Source organism: Cryobacterium sp. Y57 (assembly GCF_002929505.1).
Taxonomy (GTDB): domain Bacteria; phylum Actinomycetota; class Actinomycetes; order Actinomycetales; family Microbacteriaceae; genus Cryobacterium.
This window is the reverse complement of the sequence record NZ_PJJL01000063.1, coordinates 43,778-63,967: the sequence shown is the minus strand read 5'-3', so window position 1 is coordinate 63,967 and position 20,190 is coordinate 43,778. Positions and strand designations below refer to the sequence as shown.

The 20,190-nt window shown below is 65.0% G+C and carries 15 protein-coding genes; 9 read left to right on the top strand and 6 right to left on the bottom strand.

What is annotated here, in order from left to right; translation table 11 throughout:
* Nucleotides 1-224 precede the first annotated feature (224 nt).
* Complete coding sequence (locus CXY72_RS07250; RefSeq protein ID WP_104127018.1) at nt 225-1,685, top strand: sugar porter family MFS transporter; 1,461 nt, start codon at nt 225-227, stop codon at nt 1,683-1,685.
* 103 nt (nt 1,686-1,788) lie between these two features.
* Nucleotides 1,789-3,027, top strand: coding sequence for an exonuclease domain-containing protein (locus CXY72_RS07245; RefSeq protein WP_104127017.1), 1,239 nt, complete (start codon nt 1,789-1,791; stop codon nt 3,025-3,027).
* Between the two features lie 72 nt (nt 3,028-3,099).
* On the opposite strand, the gene CXY72_RS07240 is transcribed toward CXY72_RS07245, so the two are convergent.
* A complete protein-coding gene (locus CXY72_RS07240) occupies nt 3,100-3,906 on the bottom strand; it encodes an RNase H family protein (protein ID WP_104127016.1) in 807 nt (268 codons plus the stop codon).
* Nucleotides 3,907-4,185: 279 nt separating this feature from the next.
* Here CXY72_RS07240 and CXY72_RS07235 point away from each other — a divergent pair, with 279 nt between their 5' ends.
* The 6 genes from CXY72_RS07235 to CXY72_RS07210 all read left to right on the top strand — a co-directional run bounded on the left by CXY72_RS07235 (nt 4,186) and on the right by CXY72_RS07210 (nt 11,656).
* Nucleotides 4,186-5,376: an MFS transporter gene (locus tag CXY72_RS07235; protein WP_104127015.1), complete on the top strand. Its 1,191-nt coding sequence runs from the start codon at nt 4,186-4,188 to the stop codon at nt 5,374-5,376.
* 52 nt (nt 5,377-5,428) lie between these two features.
* A complete protein-coding gene (locus tag CXY72_RS07230; protein ID WP_104127014.1) occupies nt 5,429-7,639 on the top strand; it encodes a molybdopterin oxidoreductase family protein in 2,211 nt (736 codons plus the stop codon).
* Nucleotides 7,632-9,272 (top strand): FAD-dependent oxidoreductase, encoded by a 1,641-nt coding sequence (locus CXY72_RS07225; RefSeq protein ID WP_104127013.1) that lies wholly within the window; start codon nt 7,632-7,634, stop codon nt 9,270-9,272. Before CXY72_RS07230 ends, CXY72_RS07225 begins: the two co-directional genes overlap by 8 nt.
* Nucleotides 9,273-9,401: 129 nt before the next feature.
* A complete protein-coding gene (gene tatA, locus CXY72_RS07220; protein ID WP_104127012.1) occupies nt 9,402-9,683 on the top strand; it encodes a twin-arginine translocase TatA/TatE family subunit in 282 nt (93 codons plus the stop codon).
* A 48-nt stretch (nt 9,684-9,731) separates the two neighbouring features.
* Nucleotides 9,732-10,487 (top strand): twin-arginine translocase subunit TatC, encoded by a 756-nt coding sequence (gene tatC / locus CXY72_RS07215; protein WP_104127080.1) that lies wholly within the window; start codon nt 9,732-9,734, stop codon nt 10,485-10,487.
* A gap of 329 nt (nt 10,488-10,816) precedes the next feature.
* A complete protein-coding gene (locus CXY72_RS07210) occupies nt 10,817-11,656 on the top strand; it encodes a ferritin-like domain-containing protein (protein ID WP_233197700.1) in 840 nt (279 codons plus the stop codon).
* Nucleotides 11,657-11,969: 313 nt separating this feature from the next.
* On the opposite strand, the gene CXY72_RS07205 is transcribed toward CXY72_RS07210, so the two are convergent.
* Nucleotides 11,970-13,586, bottom strand: a complete 1,617-nt coding sequence (locus CXY72_RS07205) for a molybdopterin-dependent oxidoreductase (protein ID WP_104127010.1) — start codon at nt 13,584-13,586, stop codon at nt 11,970-11,972.
* Between the two features lie 346 nt (nt 13,587-13,932).
* Here CXY72_RS07205 and CXY72_RS07200 point away from each other — a divergent pair, with 346 nt between their 5' ends.
* Nucleotides 13,933-16,431, top strand: a complete 2,499-nt coding sequence (locus CXY72_RS07200; RefSeq protein WP_104127009.1) for an RNA helicase — start codon at nt 13,933-13,935, stop codon at nt 16,429-16,431.
* A 27-nt stretch (nt 16,432-16,458) separates the two neighbouring features.
* On the opposite strand, the gene CXY72_RS07195 is transcribed toward CXY72_RS07200, so the two are convergent.
* The 4 genes from CXY72_RS07195 to CXY72_RS07180 form a co-directional block, all read right to left on the bottom strand.
* A complete protein-coding gene (locus tag CXY72_RS07195; RefSeq protein ID WP_104127008.1) occupies nt 16,459-17,355 on the bottom strand; it encodes a sulfurtransferase in 897 nt (298 codons plus the stop codon).
* A gap of 92 nt (nt 17,356-17,447) precedes the next feature.
* Nucleotides 17,448-17,810, bottom strand: a complete 363-nt coding sequence (locus CXY72_RS07190) for a LysM domain-containing protein (RefSeq protein WP_199183980.1) — start codon at nt 17,808-17,810, stop codon at nt 17,448-17,450.
* 237 nt (nt 17,811-18,047) lie between these two features.
* Entirely contained in the window at nt 18,048-19,433 is a 1,386-nt protein-coding gene (locus CXY72_RS07185) for an L-serine ammonia-lyase (protein ID WP_104127007.1), read from the bottom strand.
* Nucleotides 19,434-19,572: 139 nt separating this feature from the next.
* Nucleotides 19,573-20,076, bottom strand: coding sequence for a WxL domain-containing protein (locus CXY72_RS07180; RefSeq protein WP_104127006.1), 504 nt, complete (start codon nt 20,074-20,076; stop codon nt 19,573-19,575).
* Nucleotides 20,077-20,190 lie beyond the last annotated feature (114 nt).

Genomic DNA, 20,190 nt, shown 5'->3' with positions numbered 1-20,190 from the left:
GTCGCATATGACGCACGGAAACGCTAACGGATCAGGTCCACGGGATGCGCCGTTCGCGACGGCTGAACGGATGATGAATTGCGTTTCGGCTGCGCGGAAAGTGGGTCCTCCGACGCTTGCACGGCGATTCGCAACTGACGCACACCAGTTTATTTGACTGCTCGGCGCGGCATCCGCTGACACCCGAAGTAGGCTGATCAGGTGAGCAATCGATACCCAGCACGATGAACGCGTCGACGAAGGCAACTGACCTGGCACCCGGATCGAACAGAAAAGTCATCGTTTTGGCCGTCGCCGGTGCCCTCGGCGGATTTCTGTTCGGGTTCGACTCCTCGGTCATCAACGGCGCCGTCAACGCGGTGCAGCAGGAATTCGGACTGAACGCTACCCTGACCGGTTTCGCGGTAGCCTGCGCGCTGCTCGGAGCCGCGGCCGGTGCGTTCTTCGGCGGTCGCTTCGCCGACCGTTACGGACGCATCCCCATGATGGTGGTCGGCGGCGTGGTCTTTCTGATCAGCTCGATCGGCTCAGGTTTCGCCTTCGGCGTGGTCGACCTGATCATCTGGCGAATCATCGGCGGGCTCGGTATCGGCCTCGCGTCCGTTGTCGCACCGGCGTACATCGCCGAAATTTCACCGCGGCATATGCGCGGACGACTCGGCTCCCTGCAACAACTTGCAATCACGCTGGGCATCTTCACCGCGCTGCTGTCCGACGCCATGTTCGCCGAGAGTGCTGGCGGAGCAGCCGGCGAGTTCTGGTTCGGGCTGGAAGCCTGGCGCTGGATGTTCCTCGTCGGCGCCGTTCCGGCCGTCGTATACGGCGGTATTGCGTTCGTCCTTCCAGAATCCCCGCGTTTCCTCATTCTCAAAGACAGAGAAGCGGATGCCCGCGCCGTGTTCACCCGGCTCTGGCCGAGCGGGGACGTGGACCGCGAGATTCGCGACATGCGTCGCTCGATCGAGGTCGACGCGCGGTCGCAGAAGTCGGGGTCTCTGCGTGGCAATGCCTTCGGCCTCAAGCCGATTGTCTGGGTCGGCATCATCTTGTCGGTGTTCCAGCAGTTCGTCGGCATCAACGTGATCTTCTACTATTCGACCACCCTCTGGAGCGCCGTCGGCTTCAAGGAATCCAACTCGCTGACCATCTCGGTGATTACCTCGATCACCAACATTCTGGTCACCCTGGTGGCGATCGCTCTGGTCGACCGGATCGGCCGACGACCGATCCTGTTGGCCGGCTCCATCGGCATGACGGTGTCGCTGGCAACAATGGCGGTGGCGTTCAGCCAGTCGGTCACGGTCGACGGTGCGCTCAGCCTGCCGGGTGCCTGGGCGCCGATCGCGCTCGTTGCCGCAAACCTGTTCGTGATCTCATTCGGAGCTTCCTGGGGCCCGGTCGTTTGGGTGCTCCTCGGTGAGATGTTCCCCAATTCGATTCGTGCCAAGGCCCTCGGGTTGGCCGCAGCAGCCCAATGGATCGCGAACTTCTTGATCACGGTGAGCTTTCCACCGATGGCGGATGCCTCCCTGCCGATCACCTATGGCATGTACGCCCTGTTCGCCGGACTGTCCTTTTGGTTCGTGCTGCGCAAGGTGCCCGAAACCAACGGAATGTCGCTGGAAGAGGCTGATACTCTGCTGCCGCCGAAGAACTCAGCACGGAAGGCCGCTTCCGTCAAGTAGGCATCTAAGCAGTATTTGGCGATACCCACAAGCCCCCGAACGGGTTGTCGCGATTCGGCCTGTTTGTCGATAACTTCACAGGACAAGATTGTGGAGTGTGGCCATGCCCGAACGTGGATACGCCGTTATAAGTTTGAAAACTACCGGACTGTTCCCGTATCAACGGGATCGGGTCGTCGAGGTTGCTGTGGTGCATCTCGACGTGGGTGGTCGCATTGCTGCGCGTTGGCAAACCGTTGTGAACCCGGGAAGCAACGCCGGGGACGTGGCGAACCACGGCGTCAGCACCGCCGAACTCCTGCGCGCGCCGACGTTCGAGCAGATTGCACCGCGCCTGGTCGACCGGCTCCGTGGTCGGGTATTGGTGACGCACAATGCCCAGTTCGTTACCGGATTTCTCATGCGTGAATTCGAGCTGATCGGTTATGCCCCCGGCCGCGGACTCGAGGCCGTCTGCACCATGCACCTGGCCCGCACATACTTGCCTGGCGCTGGTCGGCTGCTGGTCGATTGTTGCGCCGCCTATGACATTGAAATCGAGCCCGGACCAGGGGCACTGGTGCAGGCCGTGGCCTGCGCGAGTCTTCTCTCCGCGTACGTGCAGGGTTCGCCCTGCGTCGCGCCGTGGAGCTACGCTCTCGACCGTGCCGAGCAATCCGCCTGGCCGAGAATCACCGCTGCCCCCGACGCAGAATGGGTGCACCGCGACCCGTCAACGCCGGGTGACGAGGCACCGGCACCGAGTTTCCTGGCCCGGGCGGCCGTGAAACTCCCCGACTACACCGGCACCGAAGAACATCTCGACTACCTCGCCCTGCTCGATTTGTGCCTGCTCGATCATGTTCTCTCGCCGCAGGAAACACGTGAACTTCGGGTCTTGGCCGAATTCAGCGGTCTGACGGTCGCCGAGTGCATCGCACTGCACCGCCGCTATTTTGAGGACCTCGTGCAGGTTGCCTGGTTGAACGGCGCCCTCAGCGTCGCGGATTCTGCCGACCTGATCGCGGTCGCCCGCATGCTCGATGTCGCGCCGAAAATCGTTGCCGCCGCACTGGCGGCACCCGCGTCGGTGGTGCAACTGCCGCCCGCTTCGATCGACACTGTACTGCTAGAACAGGGCGACATCGTCGTGCTCACCGGCAATATGGCCAGGGCTCGTTCCGACTGGCGCCGCGAACTGGTCGCTCGCGGTCTGTCCCTGGGCACGGCGGTCACCCTGCGCACGCGCCTGCTCGTTGCCGCCAACCCCGCGTCGATCACCGGCAAAACCGGGAAAGCCCGCGACTACGGCATTCCGATCGTCTCCGAGTTCGGCCTGCGGTCTCTCATCGGAGTGCGCTGACCGGGTCGGGGGCCGCCTCGCTGAGAGGTCGACACGGGTGGACGAACGAACCAGTGGGCAGGGCAGCGTCGGCTAGATGATCAGGCCGCGCAGGTAATCCTCGACGGTCTCGCCGCGCTCGTCTGACCGCGAAATCAGAAGCCGATGCTCCTCGGCGCTAAGCGAGAGCGTCACCCGGTGCAACTCATCGCCGCCGCGCATGGCGTCGGGGCTGTTCGGATCGGTGAGGTCGCGCCGATCCTCGCCGATATCGTCGCCGATATCGTCAAACGAGAAGAGTTCGTCGTGCGCGTAGGCGACCGCTCGTTCCGTGATTCGGCCAGTGGTCAGGGTCGACGCAGTCGGCGAGCCCGCGGTACGCAGCCCCCCGGATGCCGCGCCGCGCGCCCGTCCAACCGGTTGAGCTTCTGATTGCCGCTCGGCAAAACCGGGTCCGGCCGGGGCTGGCCGGCCGCGCTGAAACGCCTCGGCCGCGCCGCGCGCGCGCTCGTCGGCGGCCTCGTTGAGCGGATGCCCCACGTGTCCTTTCACCCACTCGAATCGATACCGACGCCCGGCGATAACCTCGTCGATCTCTTTGAGCAGGTCGAGGTTCATCACTGGTTTGCCGTCACCCTTACGCCAGCCCTTGGCCTTCCACCCCTTCATCCACTTGGTGACGGAGTTGATCACGTACTGGCTGTCGCACAGCACGAGCAGGTCGTCGTCGATGTGCGCGGTGGCGCGAAATAGCTCGAGCACGGCATTCAATTCGCCCTGGTTGTTGGTGGCGTGCTTCCACCCGCCGGCGGCCCAGCAGAAGTCGTCGACGTACCAGGCCCAGCCGGCTGGTCCGGGGTTCCCGAGGGCAGAACCGTCGGCGGCGGCGGTGATTGTCATGTGGGGCCTTTCAAACAGCGGATGCGCGGGCGCGGGTCTACCAGTCTGCCACCCCGGGCATCCCGTATCTGTATTGCTGGCGCCAGAGCGCCGATTGTGTCTGTCGTGTAACAGCGCCCCAACACCCCCTGGAACGGCGTGTGATCATCTGGTGATCGAAAGGTAACCGGTGCCAGCGTTGCCGGAAACACGCGTTGGCTAACGTCAAAGCAGGGGAGTCGCCCCGGCTGCCTGCAGATTTCGCACCGCCGTTTCATTCCAATCCCGAGGGGGACTTCGATGACAATTAGCACAGTGGGATCAGCGCTCGGCCACACCACATCCACGATCGACGATGCGGTGCAGGTGCACCATCCCGGTCGGTGGATCGACAAGTGGAACCCCGAGAACACAAAGCAGTGGGAACAGGGCGGCAAGCTCATCGCCCCTCGCAACCTGAAATGGTCGATCCTGGCCGAGTTCCTGGGCTTCGCCATCTGGCAGCTGTGGAGCATCGTCGTCGTGTCGTTGCCGGCGGCCGGCTTCACCTTCTCGACCACCGACGTGTTCTGGCTCATCTCGATGCCGAGCCTCGTCGGCGCCACCCTACGTTTTCCCTACACGTTCATGGTGCCCAAATTCGGTGGCCGCAACTGGACCATCATTTCGGCCGGCCTGCTGCTGATCCCCTCCATCGCCCTCGGCCTCTGCGTCGGCAACCCGGACACCCCCTTCGGTGTCATGCTGTTCGTCGCGGCTCTGGCCGGTTTCGGTGGCGGAAACTTCGCCAGCTCGATGTCAAACATCACCTACTTCTACCCGCAGAGCCAGAAGGGCTACGCGCGCGGTTTGAATGCTGCGGGCGGCAACCTCGGTGCCGCGATGGCCCAACTCATCGTGCCGATCGTGATCACCCTCGGCGCTGTCGGCACGCTCAATATCAGCCTTGCGGGCTGGTTCTGGATTCCATTCATCCTCCTCGCCATGTGGGGCGCCTGGAAGTACATGGACAACCTCACCAACGCCAAAGCCGACTTCGCCGGTTCCATTGCCGCGGTGAAAGAACCACATTTCTGGATTCTCGCCGTGCTCTACATCGGTACCTTCGGCTCCTTCATCGGCTTCGCGAGCGTGTTCCCCAAGCTCATCGCCGACCAGTTCCCGGCCTACTCCACCGTCCAGGTCGCGTCAGCGTCGCTCTCCCTCGCGTTCATCGGTGCCCTCGTCGGGTCGCTGGCCCGGCCGGCCGGCGGACGCCTGGCTGATCGCTTCGGCGGGGCATTGGTCACCGTTGCGGCCTTCGGCATGATGGGCGTCGGCGCCCTCATGGTCGCGGCCGTGCTGCCGCTCGGCTTCTCCAAGACCACCACCGGCGACTACTCAAGCGCGATCTACGCTTTCGCCATCGCCATCGCCTACGTCGTCATGATGTGCGTCACCGCTTTCGTCTACCTGCGCCGCGGTTCATCCGTTGCCGGCCAGAAGATCTAGGCGCCCGGTGACCACCGCCACACATTGCCCGTACTGTGCGCTGCAGTGCGCCATGAACCTCAGTCCCGGTGAAACGACGCCGGGTGAAGCGGATGCCGCCGCATCCACTTCGCCGGCTGCCCCTGCCGCATCCGCTTCCCCGGCCGGCCCGGCTGCCCCGGGCGCCCCGGCCGCCTCACTGACGGTGGCCGGCCGGGCGTTCCCGACCAACCGGGGCGGCCTGTGCAAGAAGGGCTGGACCGCCGCTGAACTGCTCGTCTCGCCAGACCGCGTCCTCGAACCCATGGTGCGGCAGAATGATGGCACCTTCGAAGCGGCCTCCTGGAGCGACGCGCTCGACCTCGTTGCTGCAAAGCTGCGCGTCACCCGGGCTGAGTACGGAGCCGACGCGGTCGGCGTGTTCGGGGGCGGCGGCCTCACCAACGAGAAGGCCTACCAGCTCGGTAAGTTCACCCGGGTGGCGCTGGGCTCCAGCCGCATCGATTACAACGGCCGCTTCTGCATGTCCAGTGCCGCCGCGGCCGGCAACCGGGCCTTCGGACTGGACCGAGGCCTGCCGTTTCGGGTGGACGAGCTCGACACGGCCGACACCATTCTGATTCTCGGCTCCAACGTGGCGCAGACGATGCCGCCGTTCATCGGTCACCTCGAGGGCGCTCGTGCAGCCGGGGGCCTCGTGGTCATCGACCCGCGCCGCACAGCGACAGCGCGGCTCACCGACGATGGCGCGGGAATGCACGTGCAGCCCACCCCGGGCAGCGACCTCGTGCTGCTACTCGGCCTGACCCACATCGTCATCGCCGAGAGACTTGCCGACCGGGACTACCTCGCCAATCGCACCACCGGGTTTGACGCGGTGCGCCGCAGCGTGAGCCGCTGGTGGCCGACCAGAGTGCAGGAACAGACCGGCGTTCCGGTCTGGCAGCTGCGTGAGCTGGCCCGCCGTCTCGCGGCCGGTGCTGCACGGGGGGCCGCGCCCGGCAGCGGAACGTATATCCTCACCGGGCGCGGTGTCGAGCAGCACGCCGACGGCACCGACACGGCCACTGCCGCCATCAACCTGAGCCTCGTGCTCGGCCTCGTCGGAACCACGCACTCCGGCTACGGCACCCTCACCGGCCAGGGCAACGGTCAGGGTGGTCGCGAGCACGGGCAGAAGTGCGACCAGCTGCCCGGCTACCGCAAGATCAACGATCCCGCCGCTCGCACACACGTCGCCGGGGTATNCAAGATCAACGATCCCGCCGCTCGCACACACGTCGCCGGGGTATGGGGAGTCGACCCCGACAGCCTGCCCGGCATTGGCCTGCCCGCGGTCGAGCTTCTCGGCGCGCTGGGGGAGCCGGGCGGGATCCGCTGTCTTCTCGTGCACGGCTCCAACATGGTCGTCTCCGCGCCCAACGCCGACCGGGTGCGAGCTGCCTTGAAAACCCTCGATTTTCTGGTGGTCGCCGACCTCTTCTTCTCCGACACCGCGGTGCTCGCCGACGTCGTGCTGCCGGTCACGCAGTGGGCCGAGGAAGAGGGCACGATGACCTCGCTCGAGGGCCGCGTCATCCGTCGCCGGCTCGCCGTCGACGCGCCGGAGGGCGTACGGAGCGAACTGTGGATCTGGCAGGAGCTCGCGCGGCGCCTCGACTCGGCCGGAACCTTCAGCTCCCAGGCGAGCGAGGTGTTCGACGAACTCTGCCGGGCGTCGAAGGGCGGACTCGCCGACTACTCCGGCCTCAGCTATGCCCTCCTCGATACCGAGGAACCGGCGTTCTGGCCCTACCCGGTCGGGTCGACTGGCACGCCGCGGCTGTTTCTGGACCGCTTCGCCCACCCCGACGGCCTGGCTCGCCTCGTAGTCGTCGATGCGCGGCGCCTCGGCGCGCCGGCCCAGGTCGGAGGTACCCTGACCCTCATCACCGGCCGGTTGCTCGAGCATTACCAGAGCGGCACCCAGACCCGGCGGGTTCAAGAGCTTTCCGACGCCCAACCGGAGGCCCGACTGCAACTCCACCCGGCGACCGCCGAGCAGCTCGGAATCAATAACGAGGCCTGGGTCGAGGTCAGCAACGACCGCGGTGCGGTGCACTGCCGCGCACAGGTGAGCACCGACCTGCGCCTTGACACGGTCTTTCTGCCGTTCCACTTTAGTGGCGACCAGCGCGCCAACCTGCTGACCGACGACGAGACCGATCCGGTGAGCGGCATGCCCGAGTTCAAGAAGACAACCGTTCGGGTGCGTGCACTCGTGAAAGCAGGCGCCCATGTCTGAACGAAGCACCTCACCAGCGCACAACCCTGAGCGCATTGTGCTCGTCGGTTACGGTCCGGTCGCAGCCCGCTTCGTCGAAGGACTCCTGCCGCTCGTGCGCCGCGGCGCTGCCACGTTGACCGTGGTCGGGACCGAAAATACCGACGCTTACAACCGCGTGCTGATCGCCGAACATGCAGTCGGCAACGCCGACCGTGACAGCCTCCAGATCACCGACACCTTCGCGGCCCGCGAGGCCGGTGTCCACCTGCACCTCGGCATGACCGTCACCGCGATTTTGCGCAGCCGCTGCGCTGTATCGCTCAGTGACGGCACCCTGCTGACTTATGACCGGCTCGTGCTCGCCACCGGCGCCCGCGCCAACATTCCCACCCTGGATGGGATCATCCGGGTGCGTCGTGACCGGCAGATGCCGGCAGCGGATGCCGCTGCCCTCGACGCCAGCGGCGCCACACTTCCACGCGGGGTCACCGTGCTGCGTAACCTCGATGATGCCCAGCGGGTACTCGCGGCCGTGACCGCAGGCAAGCGCATCGTCGTGCTCGGCGCCGGCGTGCTCGGCATGGAGATCGCGCTCGCCGCGGCTTCGGCCGGGGCGCAGTCCTGCGTCGTCTACCACGGGGAAATTCCCATGAACCGCAACCTCGACCGCGGCGGCGGCACTGTGCTGGCCCAGAGCGCCCGACGGGCGGGCGTGACCATGGTCAATCATTCCCGCGCCGAGAGCCTGCTCTTTCACCAGGATGACGACGGCGTAGACCGGTTCGACGCTCTTATCTGCGCCGACGGCAAGCAGATCCACGGCGACCTGCTGCTGCTTTCGTGCGGAATCGGCGCTCGAACCGAGCTAGCACAGCTGGCCGGGCTGCCGGTTTCGACCGGAATCCTGGTTGATTCGAACTTGCAGAGCTGGAGCGATCCGCGCATCTACGCGATCGGCGACTGCGCCCACGTGGCACCTGTCCGCCGTGCCGGTGAGTCGACGGCGCTGCCGACCGGCGGCCCGAGCGGTCTGATCGGGCCGGGCTGGCGCCAGGCTGACTGGCTCGCCCGGCGGTTCAGCAACGAGGTGCTGGGCACGGGAGAGGTCCATGCCCTGATCGGTGCGGCGGCGGCCGTGGTGATGCTGAAAGCAGAGGGCGTCGAGGTTGTGTCGGTCGGCAACACCGCAGCCGACCCGTGGGATCACGGGGCCGATGAGCATGCCGCCGCGTGTGACGCAGCTTTGTTGAACGTGGCGCAGTGGGCTGATCCCGAACACGGCCGCTATGTGAAGATGGTCACCCGCGCGGGGATTCTGGAAGGCTTCGTCTGCGTCGGTATGCCGCGCTCCGCCGCCGAACTGACGCTACTGTTCGAGCGCGGCAGCGAACTACCGGCAGACCGGTCGGTGCTGCTGCGCTACGACGGGCCGGACTACGAGCCCTCGGTCGGCGGCGCCTTCGACCCGGGCGCGACGGTGTGCTGGTGCAACGGCGTCACCGCGGGTGCCATTGCCGAATCGGCCGAGGTCGGCAACACGAGTGTCGCCTGTATCGGTGCAGCGACCCGAGCCGGCACCGGATGCGGCGGGTGCAAAGTGCGCATCGGCGAGGTTCTCGAACGTTTCGCAACGTCCGGGGCGACGTCCTGACAGCCCGAATTCTGTGTGCGGGAGTGCGGAAATACCCGATACGGGAAAAATAAATGAGGTTTACCCGGTTTTAACTCCAGTGAGACCGTTACACTGCTGCACGACCGACTCACTAGAGGGAGAATTCGCATGCTCAGCAACCTGACCGGATGGCATTTCCTGATAATTCTCGTCGTGATCCTGCTGTTGTTCGGAGCACCGAAACTGCCGGGGCTCGCCCGCAGTCTCGGTCAGTCCATGAAGATTTTCAAGAGCGAGATCACCCCGGAACGCACCGACGACGGCACGCCGGATAGTTCGGCCGACAGTGCTCGCGCCGACAGTACTCGCGCCGATGGTGCTCGCGCCGATGGTGCTCGCGCCGATGGTGCTCGCGCGGACCCGAGCAGCACGCCGAACCCGAAAGCCTAGGCAATCGTGGTGGTGGAGGGCGTGCGCACCGCGCCCACCAAGAAAAAGATGTCGCTTGGGCAGCATCTGCTCGAGCTGCGCAAGCGACTCTTTCTCGCCGCTGCGGGCATCCTCATCGGTGCCATCGCCGGCTGGTTTCTTTCCGGCTTCGTCTGGGATGGTCTGCGGGAGCCGATCTACGCCATTGTGCGCGCCCAGAACCGCAACGCCCAGATCAATTACCCGGATATCACGAGCGCCTTCGACCTCAAACTGCGCATCTCCTTCTACGTCGGACTGATCGTGTCGAGCCCGATGTGGCTGTATCAGGTCTTCGCTTTTCTGACGCCCGGTCTCACGCGCAAAGAGAAGCAGTACACATTCGGGTTCTTTTTTTCCGCTGTGCCGCTGTTTCTGATCGGGTGCGCGTCGGGCTGGTACGTGTTGCCGCACGTGGTTGAACTCATGACGAGTTTCGCACCGCAGCAGGACGCCGCACTGATCAATGCAGGAAACTACTTCGACTTCGTGCTCAAACTGATGATCGCGATCGGGATCGCATTCGTGCTGCCGGTATTTATTGTGCTGCTGAACTTTGCCGGGGTGATCAGCGCCAGCTCCATTATCAAATCCTGGCGTCTGGCCATTCTGGTGATCATCCTGTTCACGGCCATTGCGACGCCGGCAGCCGACGTCGTGTCCATGTTCCTGCTCGCCGTGCCGATGGTCGTGCTGTACTTCACCGCTTACGGAATTGCACTGCTTCATGACCGCCGGGTCGCCCGTCGGGTGCCGCGCGTCGGCGCAGACGGCCTGCTGCTCTAGTTTACGATCGCTCCGTCTCGATGATTTCACCGAGACGGCACGCTCGATGGCGCGCAAAAAAAGCGCAGTCAACTGCACATGCACAAAAGTGAGAATGATTCTTATCGTTTGCTTACAACTTTTGTCCACCCTGACACGAGAGTAAGTTCCGAGGGTACGTTACCGGTGTTACTGACCCATACCCGGAACGTTCACTTACCGTCAGGAGAACTGGAATGTTTGATCAGGGTTTTATCACTAATGCCATTAATCGCAGCGCAGAGAGTTCGTCGGATCGCCGAAACTTTCTACGTGCGGCGGGTGTGGCGGGCTTCGGTGTAGGAGCAGCGGTGCTCGCTACCGGTAGTCCGGCGCTGGCTGCCGAATCCACCGGCCCGGCGGAGGCGCCGAGCGATTCGGCCATCTTGAACTTCGCCCTCAACCTCGAATACCTCGAGGCCGAGTTCTACCTGCGGGCGACAACCGGCCGCGGGCTGCCCGACAGCATGACTACGGGAACCGGCACGCGCGGCGGTGTGACCGGCGGCCGCATGGTGCACTTCAAGACCTCAATCATCAAGAGGTATGCCGATGAAATCGCCGCCGACGAGAAGTCCCACGTGGCCTTCCTGCGGTCGGCCCTGGGCAGTGCAAAGGTGTCTCGCCCCAAGATCAACCTCGACGCGAGCTTCACGGCCGCTGCCCAGGCGGCCGGTCTGGTCAAGCCCGGTCAGAAATTCGACGTGTACGCCAATGAGGCGAACTTCCTCTTCGGGGCGTTCATCTTCGAGGATGTCGGAGTCACCGCGTACAAGGGCGCCGCGCCGCTGATCACGAACAAGACATTTCTCGAAGCGGCCGCCGGGCTGCTTGCGGTCGAGGCCTATCACGCCGGCGTCATCCGCAGCACGCTGTACGCACTCGGCATCGCGCTTCCCTCGGTGTACACGACCGTGCAGAAGATCTCCGATCTGCGCGACGCCGTCGACGGTCCGACCGACCTCGATCAGGGCATTGGCACCGCGTCGATGTCGAACCTGGTGCCGACCGACGCCAACGGCCTGGTCTTCAGCCGCAGCGCCGCGCAGGTGCTCAACATCGCCTACCTCAATGCGGCGCCCGTGAAGTCGGGCGGGTTCTTCCCGGCCGGTGTGAACGGCGTCATCAACACCAGCGGGGCCAACGGCTAGGGAACACCGATCCCTGGTGCGGGATTATCGTCACTGACCGAGAGGTTCGACTCTCGCTGAGTGGCGGTACTCCCGCACACGTCTGACGGGGAGGTTCTGGCCACACCCGCATCTCCCGCCGAGGCGTAACCCCCGGTATCGCGTCTTGCCTCGCTCTCGGTGCGACAGCAAGGCACCATCTGCACCCGGCGGCATCGGCGGGGATACGTAAGCGGCCAGCATCCGCTCACCGATGTTCTCCCGACGCGATCATCACTGGTTCGGCGGCCGGGCACATCGTCCAGCCCGCGCCGAGCAGGTCACGCCGAGCAGGTCACGCCGAGACGGATACCGAGATTTCGTGCAGTCCGGTGGCGCCGTCCGGGGCGACGTCGGCGGTGGCCGACGTCTGCACGAGGCCCGCGGCATCCGTTGCCCGCACCCTGATGGTGTGGTCGCCGGCGCCCGCGTTGTTCCAGGTGTACGCCCATTGACGCCAGGTATCGACCGAGATCGCGTCGGCGAGGGCGGCGTCCTGCCAGGGCCCGTCGTCGATCTGCACGGCGACCGCGCTGATCCCCACCTGCTGCGACCAGGCCACACCGGCAACGACGATTGACCCGGCGGATACCGAGGTTCCCTGGCGGGGCACGTCGATGCGGGAGGAGAGCTTGACCGGTCCTTGTGCTGACCAACCGCGCGGGGTCCAATAGCCCTGCTCCTGGTCGAACCGGGTGAGTTTGAGTTCGACGACCCATTTCGTCGCCGAGACATAGCCGTACAAGCCGGGCACGACCATGCGCACCGGATAACCGTGTTCGAGGGGGAGCGGTTCGCCGTTCATGCCGACGGCGAGGATGGCGTTGCGGCCGTCGGTAAGCGCCTCGATCGGGGTGCCGGCGGTGAAGCCGTCCTGGCTGGTCGAGAGCACCATATCGGCACCATCCGTGGGCTTGGCCCGCGCCAGCAGCGCGCGAATGGGGTAGCCGAGCCAGGTAGCGTTGCCGATCAGGTCGCCGCCGACGTAGTTCGACACGCAGGCCAAGGTGGTCGTGCTCTCTTCCAGCGGCAGGGCGAGCAGCTCGGCGAAATCGATCTCGACCTCGTTCTCGACCATGCCGGTGACCTTCAGCCGCCAGGTGGTCGGGTCGATGCGCGGCACGCTCAAGGCGGTGTCGATGCGGTAGAAGTCGGCGTTCGGGGTGATCAAAGGGGTGATCCCTGCCACGTTGAGGCTCGCCCCGGCCGGAATCGCGGCGGCGCGAACGGATGGCGTGGGCAGTGGAAATAGCGCGCGCGCAGCATCCGCTGCCCGGGTGGCTGCGGCACTGAACTGTGCGCCGGTCAGAGCCAGCAGGCCGATGCCCGCGGTGATTGCGGTGTAAACAAGGAAGCGGCGACGGCCTGGACCGCTGCCGTCGACGCGCGCCGGCACCTGTTCCGGCGTCGATGCCGTGGCGGTGTACCCGGTGCGGCGATCGACGGGCAGCCGGGTCGTGAGAAAGGTCAGCGCGATGGCCGCGACCCCCATAGCCACGACGGCTGGGACCGCGTCGAGGGTCGAGGCGCTCGAACGGGAGAGCGCCGCGAACAGGGCGATCGCGCCGATGAGCACCACCAGCAGGCGGCCGAATGGTGGGCGTCGACTCTCGAGAATGCCGGCCAAGGCGGCGACCAGGAGCAGCACGAGCACGATGGTCACGATCAGCACGATCTTGTCGGCCGTGCCGAACAAGCTGATGACGAGATCCTTGACGCCGGCCGGAACGATGTCGATGACGAGGACACCGACCGTCAGCACTGGGCTGGCGCCGGGGGCGATCCAGACCGCGGTCAATTCGGCCACGCCGAGACCGGCGAGGGCGGCAGCCAGACCGGCGGCCGCCGGGCGCCAAAGTGTCTGAGCACGGTGTGGCGGAGCAACCGCAGTGTCAGGAGTGACGTAGACCATGTGTCCAGCCTAGAACGGGCGACTGTGATTGCCACCCGGCCAGGGGCCTCTGTGGGTTTCGTCAGACGTCCGCAATATTTTTGTGGCTCGGCTTGGTGGCCAATTCAGCAAGTTCTACCGACCATCCACAGGGGCACCAGACCGGCCAGTGACCGCGCATAACTCCTGCAATTTGGGGCCGGGGCGCCGAACCTGCCCGACTTTTCGCGCCGAGTGTTCCGGCGGCTCGCGAATTGCAGGAGTTATGCGCGATGGCCGAGCGGGTGTGCGGCGAAAGGGGACGGTTATAAAGACGAGAAGGGGAAAGTCGAAGACACGGTGCGAAGTAGTGCAGTCTTGAGGGACTATGTCTCTGCTTGCGCGCCTCGAAAACGAAACCGATCCCGACGCTCTCTTCGAGGCGTTTGAAACCTGGGCGACCGAACAGGGCCTCACCCTGTACCCGGCGCAGGAGGAAGCGGTCATCGAGATCGTCTCGGGGGCCAACCTCATCCTGAGCACACCGACGGGAACCGGCAAATCGCTCGTGGCCGTCGGAGCGCATTTCGCGGCGCTCTCCGCCGGTAAACGCAGCTTCTACACCGCGCCGATCAAGGCTCTCGTGAGTGAGAAGTTCTTCTCTCTGGTCGAAACTTTCGGGGCTGAGAACGTCGGCATGATGACCGGGGACTCGAGCGTCAACGCCGACGCTCCAATCATCTGCTGCACCGCCGAGATTCTCGCCAATCTCGCCCTGAGGAACGGCGAAGATACCGAGGTCGACCTCGTCGTTATGGATGAATTCCATTTCTACGGGGACCCGGAGCGCGGCTGGGCTTGGCAGGTTCCCTTGCTGCTGTTGCCCCGGGTACAGTTCATCCTCATGTCGGCCACACTCGGCGACGTGAAATTCATCAGCGATGACCTGACCCGGCGTACCGGGCGGGCCACCGCGGTCGTCACCGGGGTGGAGCGCCCGGTTCCGCTCAGCTATTACTACGAGCAGACTCCGGTGCACGAAACGGTGGAAGAGCTGCTGCACACCGATAAAGCGCCGGTGTACATCGTGCACTTCTCTCAGGCGGCTGCACTGGAACGTGCTCAGGCTCTTGCGAGCGCGAAGGTGGCATCCCGGGAGCAGCGAGACGTGATTGCCGAGCTGATCGGCGAGTTTCGGTTCACCACCAGTTTCGGCAAGACCCTGTCCCGGCTCATCCGCATGGGGATCGGCGTGCACCATGCCGGCATGCTGCCGAAATACCGCCGCCTGGTGGAGCAGCTCGCGCAGCGCGGTTACCTGCGGGTTATCTGCGGCACAGACACCCTCGGCGTTGGCATCAATGTGCCCATTCGCACCGTGCTGTTCACCGCCCTCACCAAATATGATGGTGTGAAAATGCGTCAGGTGAACGTGCGCGAGTTTCACCAGATCGCGGGCCGGGCCGGGCGGGCGGGCTATGACACCGCAGGAACGGTGGTGATTCAGGCGCCCGAGCATGAGAGCGACAATCTCAAGGCCATCGAGAAAGCCGGCGATGATCCCAAAAAGAAACGCAAAATCGTGCGTAAGAAGGCGCCGGACGGCTTTGTGTCCTGGGGCGAACCGAGCTTCCGTCGGTTGGTCGACGCTGAACCCGAGACCCTCTCGTCGAGCATGCAGATGACCGCCGCGATGCTTATCAATGTGATCGGCCGCGGCGGCGATGCTTTCGCCCACGTGCGTTCCCTCATCTTTGACAACCACGAGCCCTGGAAGCGTCAACTGGTTTTGGCCCGGCGGGCTCTGGGTATCTACAAGACCCTGCGCGAAGCCGGAATCGTGGAGCAGAGCGCGAGCGGCAGCATCCGTTTGACCGTCGATCTCCAGGCGAACTTTGCGCTCAACCAGCCGCTGTCGCCGTTTGCGCTGGCCGCGTTCGAACTGCTCGATCCGGAAGCGCCCACCTATTCGCTCGACATGATTTCGATTCTGGAGTCAACCCTCGACGATCCGCGGCCCGTGCTCATGGGGCAGCAATTCGCCGCCCGCGGCGAGGCCGTGAACGCGATGAAGCGTGAGGGCATCGAATACGACGAGCGGATGGCGCTGCTCGAGGAGATCACGCACCCCAAGCCGCTCGAAGAATTGCTGAACTACACCTTCGACACCTATAAGGCTTCCCAGCCGTGGATCGCCGACTTTGAACTCAAGCCCAAGTCCGTCGTACGCGATATGTACGAGAGGGCCATGTCCTTTGGCGAATTCATCGCGTTCTACAAGCTCGCCCGCAGCGAGGGTGTCGTGTTGCGCTACCTGTCGGACGCGTACCGGGCAGCCCGGCAGACTATTCCCGACGAGGCAAAGAACGAAGACCTGCTCGACCTGATCGAATGGCTCGGTGAGCTCGTTCGCCAGGTGGACTCGAGCCTGCTCGACGAGTGGGAAGAATTGCTGCACCCCGATCTTGCCGCGCACGAGGCAGACGCACACACGATTTTGCCTCCGCCACCGCGTCGACTTACCACCAACGTGCGAGCTTTTCGTATTCTGGTGCGCAACGAGCTGTTCCGCCGGGTGCAGCTCGCCGCTTTGGAGCACTACGACGAGCTCGGCGAACTCGACCGGGAGCACGGCTACTCGGATGATGTCTGGGCTGAAGCAATGGACGGCTACTTTGCCGAGCATGACGAGATACTCACCGGCAATAACGCCCGCAGTTCTGACCTGCTCATCATCGAGGAGGGGCCCGAGGAATGGACCGTGCGCCAGATTATCGACGACCCGGCCGGTGACCATGACTGGGGGATCAGCGCGAGCGTGAACCTCGCCGGCTCCGATGAACTCGGCGCGGCGGTCGTGCGCGTGACCGGTGTCAACCGGTTGTAGCGCTACCCGCCCGGAGAGATCACGGCGCTAAACGCCCGGCGCTCGGAGCGGAGCGGAGGCGTCGGCGGCCCACTCATTGAGCGAACCGTCGTAGATGGAGACGTGCTCGTGGCCGGCACGGATGAGAGCGAGGGCGCTGGCAGATGCCGCGATTCCGCCACCGCAGTAAGTCACCAGGTGGCCCGACGCCCCAGCTGCCGACGCCGCCACGGATGGGGCGACCGTTGCCCGGAGCTGGTCGCCGCGCAGGAACGTATTCGTGGCGGGGTCGACGAGTGTGCCGGCCGGAAGGTTGACGCTGCCGGGAATGTGTCCGACGCGCGGGCGTGACCCGGCCGTACCGGCGAATTCCGCCGGCGGAACGGAGCAGACAAGGGCGGCATCCGCTGTGCCGGCGATGATCGACTCGACGAAGCTCTTGTCGACCCACAGCTCGGGACGCGGGGTGGCCGTGAAGCCGCCGACGACTTGTGGTCGCGTTCCGCCGGTGGCGAACGGGCGGGTCTCAGCGTGCCACTTGGTGAGACCGCCGTCGAGCACGGCGACATTGTCGTAGCCGAAAGCGCGAAACAGCCACCAGATGCGGGCAGCCCACTGTCCCACCACGGCATCGTAAACGACGACGGTCGTGGTGTTGTCGATGCCGACGGATGCTGCGGCCGCCTCAAATAGATCGGCGCTCGGCCGGGAGAAATCGAATTCACCCGCTGGGTCGGAGAAGACGTCGAACAAGTCAGCGAACACCGCTCCGGGAATGTGCCCCTTGGTGAGATAGTCATCACGCCCGCTGAGGTAGCGCGGCCCGGAATCTGACGGTGCGAGCGCGAGCACGGTGGCGTCGAGAATGACGAGGTGGTCGGAACCGAGATGATCGGCCAGCCACTGCGTGGAGACGACGGGCGACGAAGGAACGGGAGAACTCATGACATAAGGCTAGCGGCGGCCGCCGACACGGGGCAGAACCGGCGCCCGGGCAAGTCATCCGGCGACATCCGGCGACATCGGGCGACATCCGGCTACCGGGTGGTGGTCCAGTCCAGGTTGATGATCTGCTTGATATAGATGTTTTCGCCGAGCCCCGGAACCGAGGGGTTCATGGTGAGCATAAGTTGAACCGGAACGTTGAATCGTTGGGCGATGTCGAAGAACGCGTCGCCCTCGACGACCGTATAGGTGAGCAGGGCTCCCGCACCGTCAGCGGTCGTTGTGCCGCGGGCACCCGGTGTGCTGCCCTGGTCGGCGGCGGGTCCCTGCGGCAGGGGCACGGGTTCCGCGTTGGGAACGAGGTCGGGAACCGTTGGGTTGGGAATAAGCGCCGGCTCTTCGGTGGGAACCGGCGTCGGTGTCGGCGTGGGGCTCGGGGTGGGAGTGGGGGGCACAGTCGGGGTGATCGTCACAGTGACGGCCGGAGCAGGTTCACCGGCACAGCCAGCCACCGCCACGAGTAGGACAGCGGTAACGATGATGCCCCACGGGCGACGTACGAGTGAGCTGCGAATGGTTCAACCCTGCTTTCTGAGACACACTGTGACGGCGGCTATGCGCGCACTCAGCCAGCTTAGGCTGAACGCGTGGTGGCTCGACCGAGTCGATTACCCCCGTTCGGGGTGTTGCGCTCAGCATTCGATGACGTTGACTGCAAGCCCGCCCTCGCTGGTTTCCTTGTACTTCGTCATCATGTCGAGTCCGGTCTGCCGCATTGTCTCGATTACGGTGTCGAGTGAAACCAGGTGTGTTCCGTCGCCGTGCAGCGCCAGACGTGCCGCCGATACCGCCGTCGATGAGGCGATCGCGTTGCGCTCGATGCAGGGAACCTGCACGAGCCCGCCGACCGGGTCGCAGGTGAGCCCGAGGTGATGTTCCATCGCGATCTCCGCCGCATTCTCGACCTGACGCGGCGTTCCACCGAGCACGGCGCAGAGTGCGCCAGAAGCCATGGCGCACGCGGCGCCGACCTCAGCCTGGCAACCGCCCTCCGCCCCTGAGATCGAGGCGTTGGCCTTCACCAGGGAGCCGATGGCGACGGCCGTGAGCAGGTACCGACGAATACCGGCAGCATCCGCCCCTGGAACGAAACGCAGGTAGTAATGGCCGACGGCGGGGATGATGCCAGCCGCCCCGTTCGTCGGCGCGGTGACGACTCTTCCGCCCGCCGCGTTCTCCTCATTGACGGCGAGCGCGAAGGCGTGCAGCCATTCTGTTGACGTGTCGTGGTCGCACAGGGCCAGCCCGTCATATTCTTCCAAGCGGATCCGTACCGCGGATGCCCGGCGCTTGACGTTGAGGCCGCCCGGCAGCACGCCGGTGGTGCTGAGTCCGGCCTCCACGCAGGCGTGCATGGCCGCCCAGATGGCGTCGAGTCCCTCGTCGAGTGCTGCGGCGCCGTGAATCGCTTCCTCGTTGCCGCGGGCGACCTCGCAGATCGACAGGTCATGGGCTTCGCACAGGGCGAGCAGCTGTGCGCTGGAATCATAGGGGAGTGGCTGGGTGACGCGGGTCTGGGCGCTCGAGCGTTCGGTGCCCCTGCGGATGAACCCGCCACCGATCGAATAGAAGGTCTCCTCGAGGAGAGGAACGGAATCTGCCCGGCTGTCGGTCGCATAGGCGGCCAGCGTGAGCGCGTTCGGGTGCCCAGGTAGGCGTGTGCGAGGCTCGAAGTACACGTCGTTGGTATGGATAGGAATGCTGCGCCCGCCAAGCAGGGTCAGGTTGGCACCGTCCTGGATGCCGGACCAGGTTGCACGCACCTGAGTGGGGTCGCAGGTTTCCGGGCGCAGACCGGTCAATCCGGCGAGCACGGCATCGGGCGTACCGTGGCCGAGACCGGTTGACCCCAGAGACCCAAACAATGAGCAGCGGATGCGCCCCACCGCATTGAGGCGCCCGGTTGCCACGAGGTCTTCGGCGAATAGGCGCGCAGCACGCATCGGGCCCACCGTGTGGGAACTGGACGGGCCGATTCCAATGGAAAACAGGTCCAGGGCTGAGACGTACACTGTCACGGTCTTCATCGTACGGTACCCAGGCGTGGTGGGCAGGGGACGATACCCGGATTCAACACGGCGCCTAACCCCAAACGCCCCGCACCGTAAAGTGCGAGGCGCGAGTCGAGAGGTCCAGCCCGGGAACCCGGCGAGAACGCTAGGCGATGGTGAACGTGATGGTCGACACGTAGGGGTTGACGGTGCCCTTGCCAAGGGTTGCGGTGTACACGAGCGCCTGGGCGACATTGCTGATCGTGACGGGCTCGGCAGTCGGCGCAGCGTCGGAGCCGGTGCCAGCGGTGATGGCGCCCGGGGTGATGACGAGGTTGGAGGCCGGCAGGGTGCGCTCGGTCGTGTCGACGGTGCCCGCTGCGCTGACGAAGTCGGTCGCGCTGGCCGATAAAGACCAGGCGGTGTTTGTGCCGCGAGCGTTGGTGATGGTCCAGACAGGCGCGGTGCCGGTGGAGGACTGCGCGTTGAGGCCGTCCAGAACGACCGCGGTCATCGCGTCGGGCGCGGTCGGGTCGGCGGTGAGGTTGCCACCAGTGATGGTGGCGTTGAGCGTGTCGGTGCCGTCCACTGCCTGAGCCGGAGAAAGGGCCACACCGAACAGGATGCCGGTAGCGAGGATGATTCCGACGGTCGTGGTGAAAGCGTGCATGGTGCGTGTCCTCTGACTTGGATCTAGGGCGCGAGCACGCCAAATAGCGTGTCCACGAAAGTGTGGGAGAAGCGGATATCGCAGGCGGTGAACCGAACTCGTTATCCGTTATGC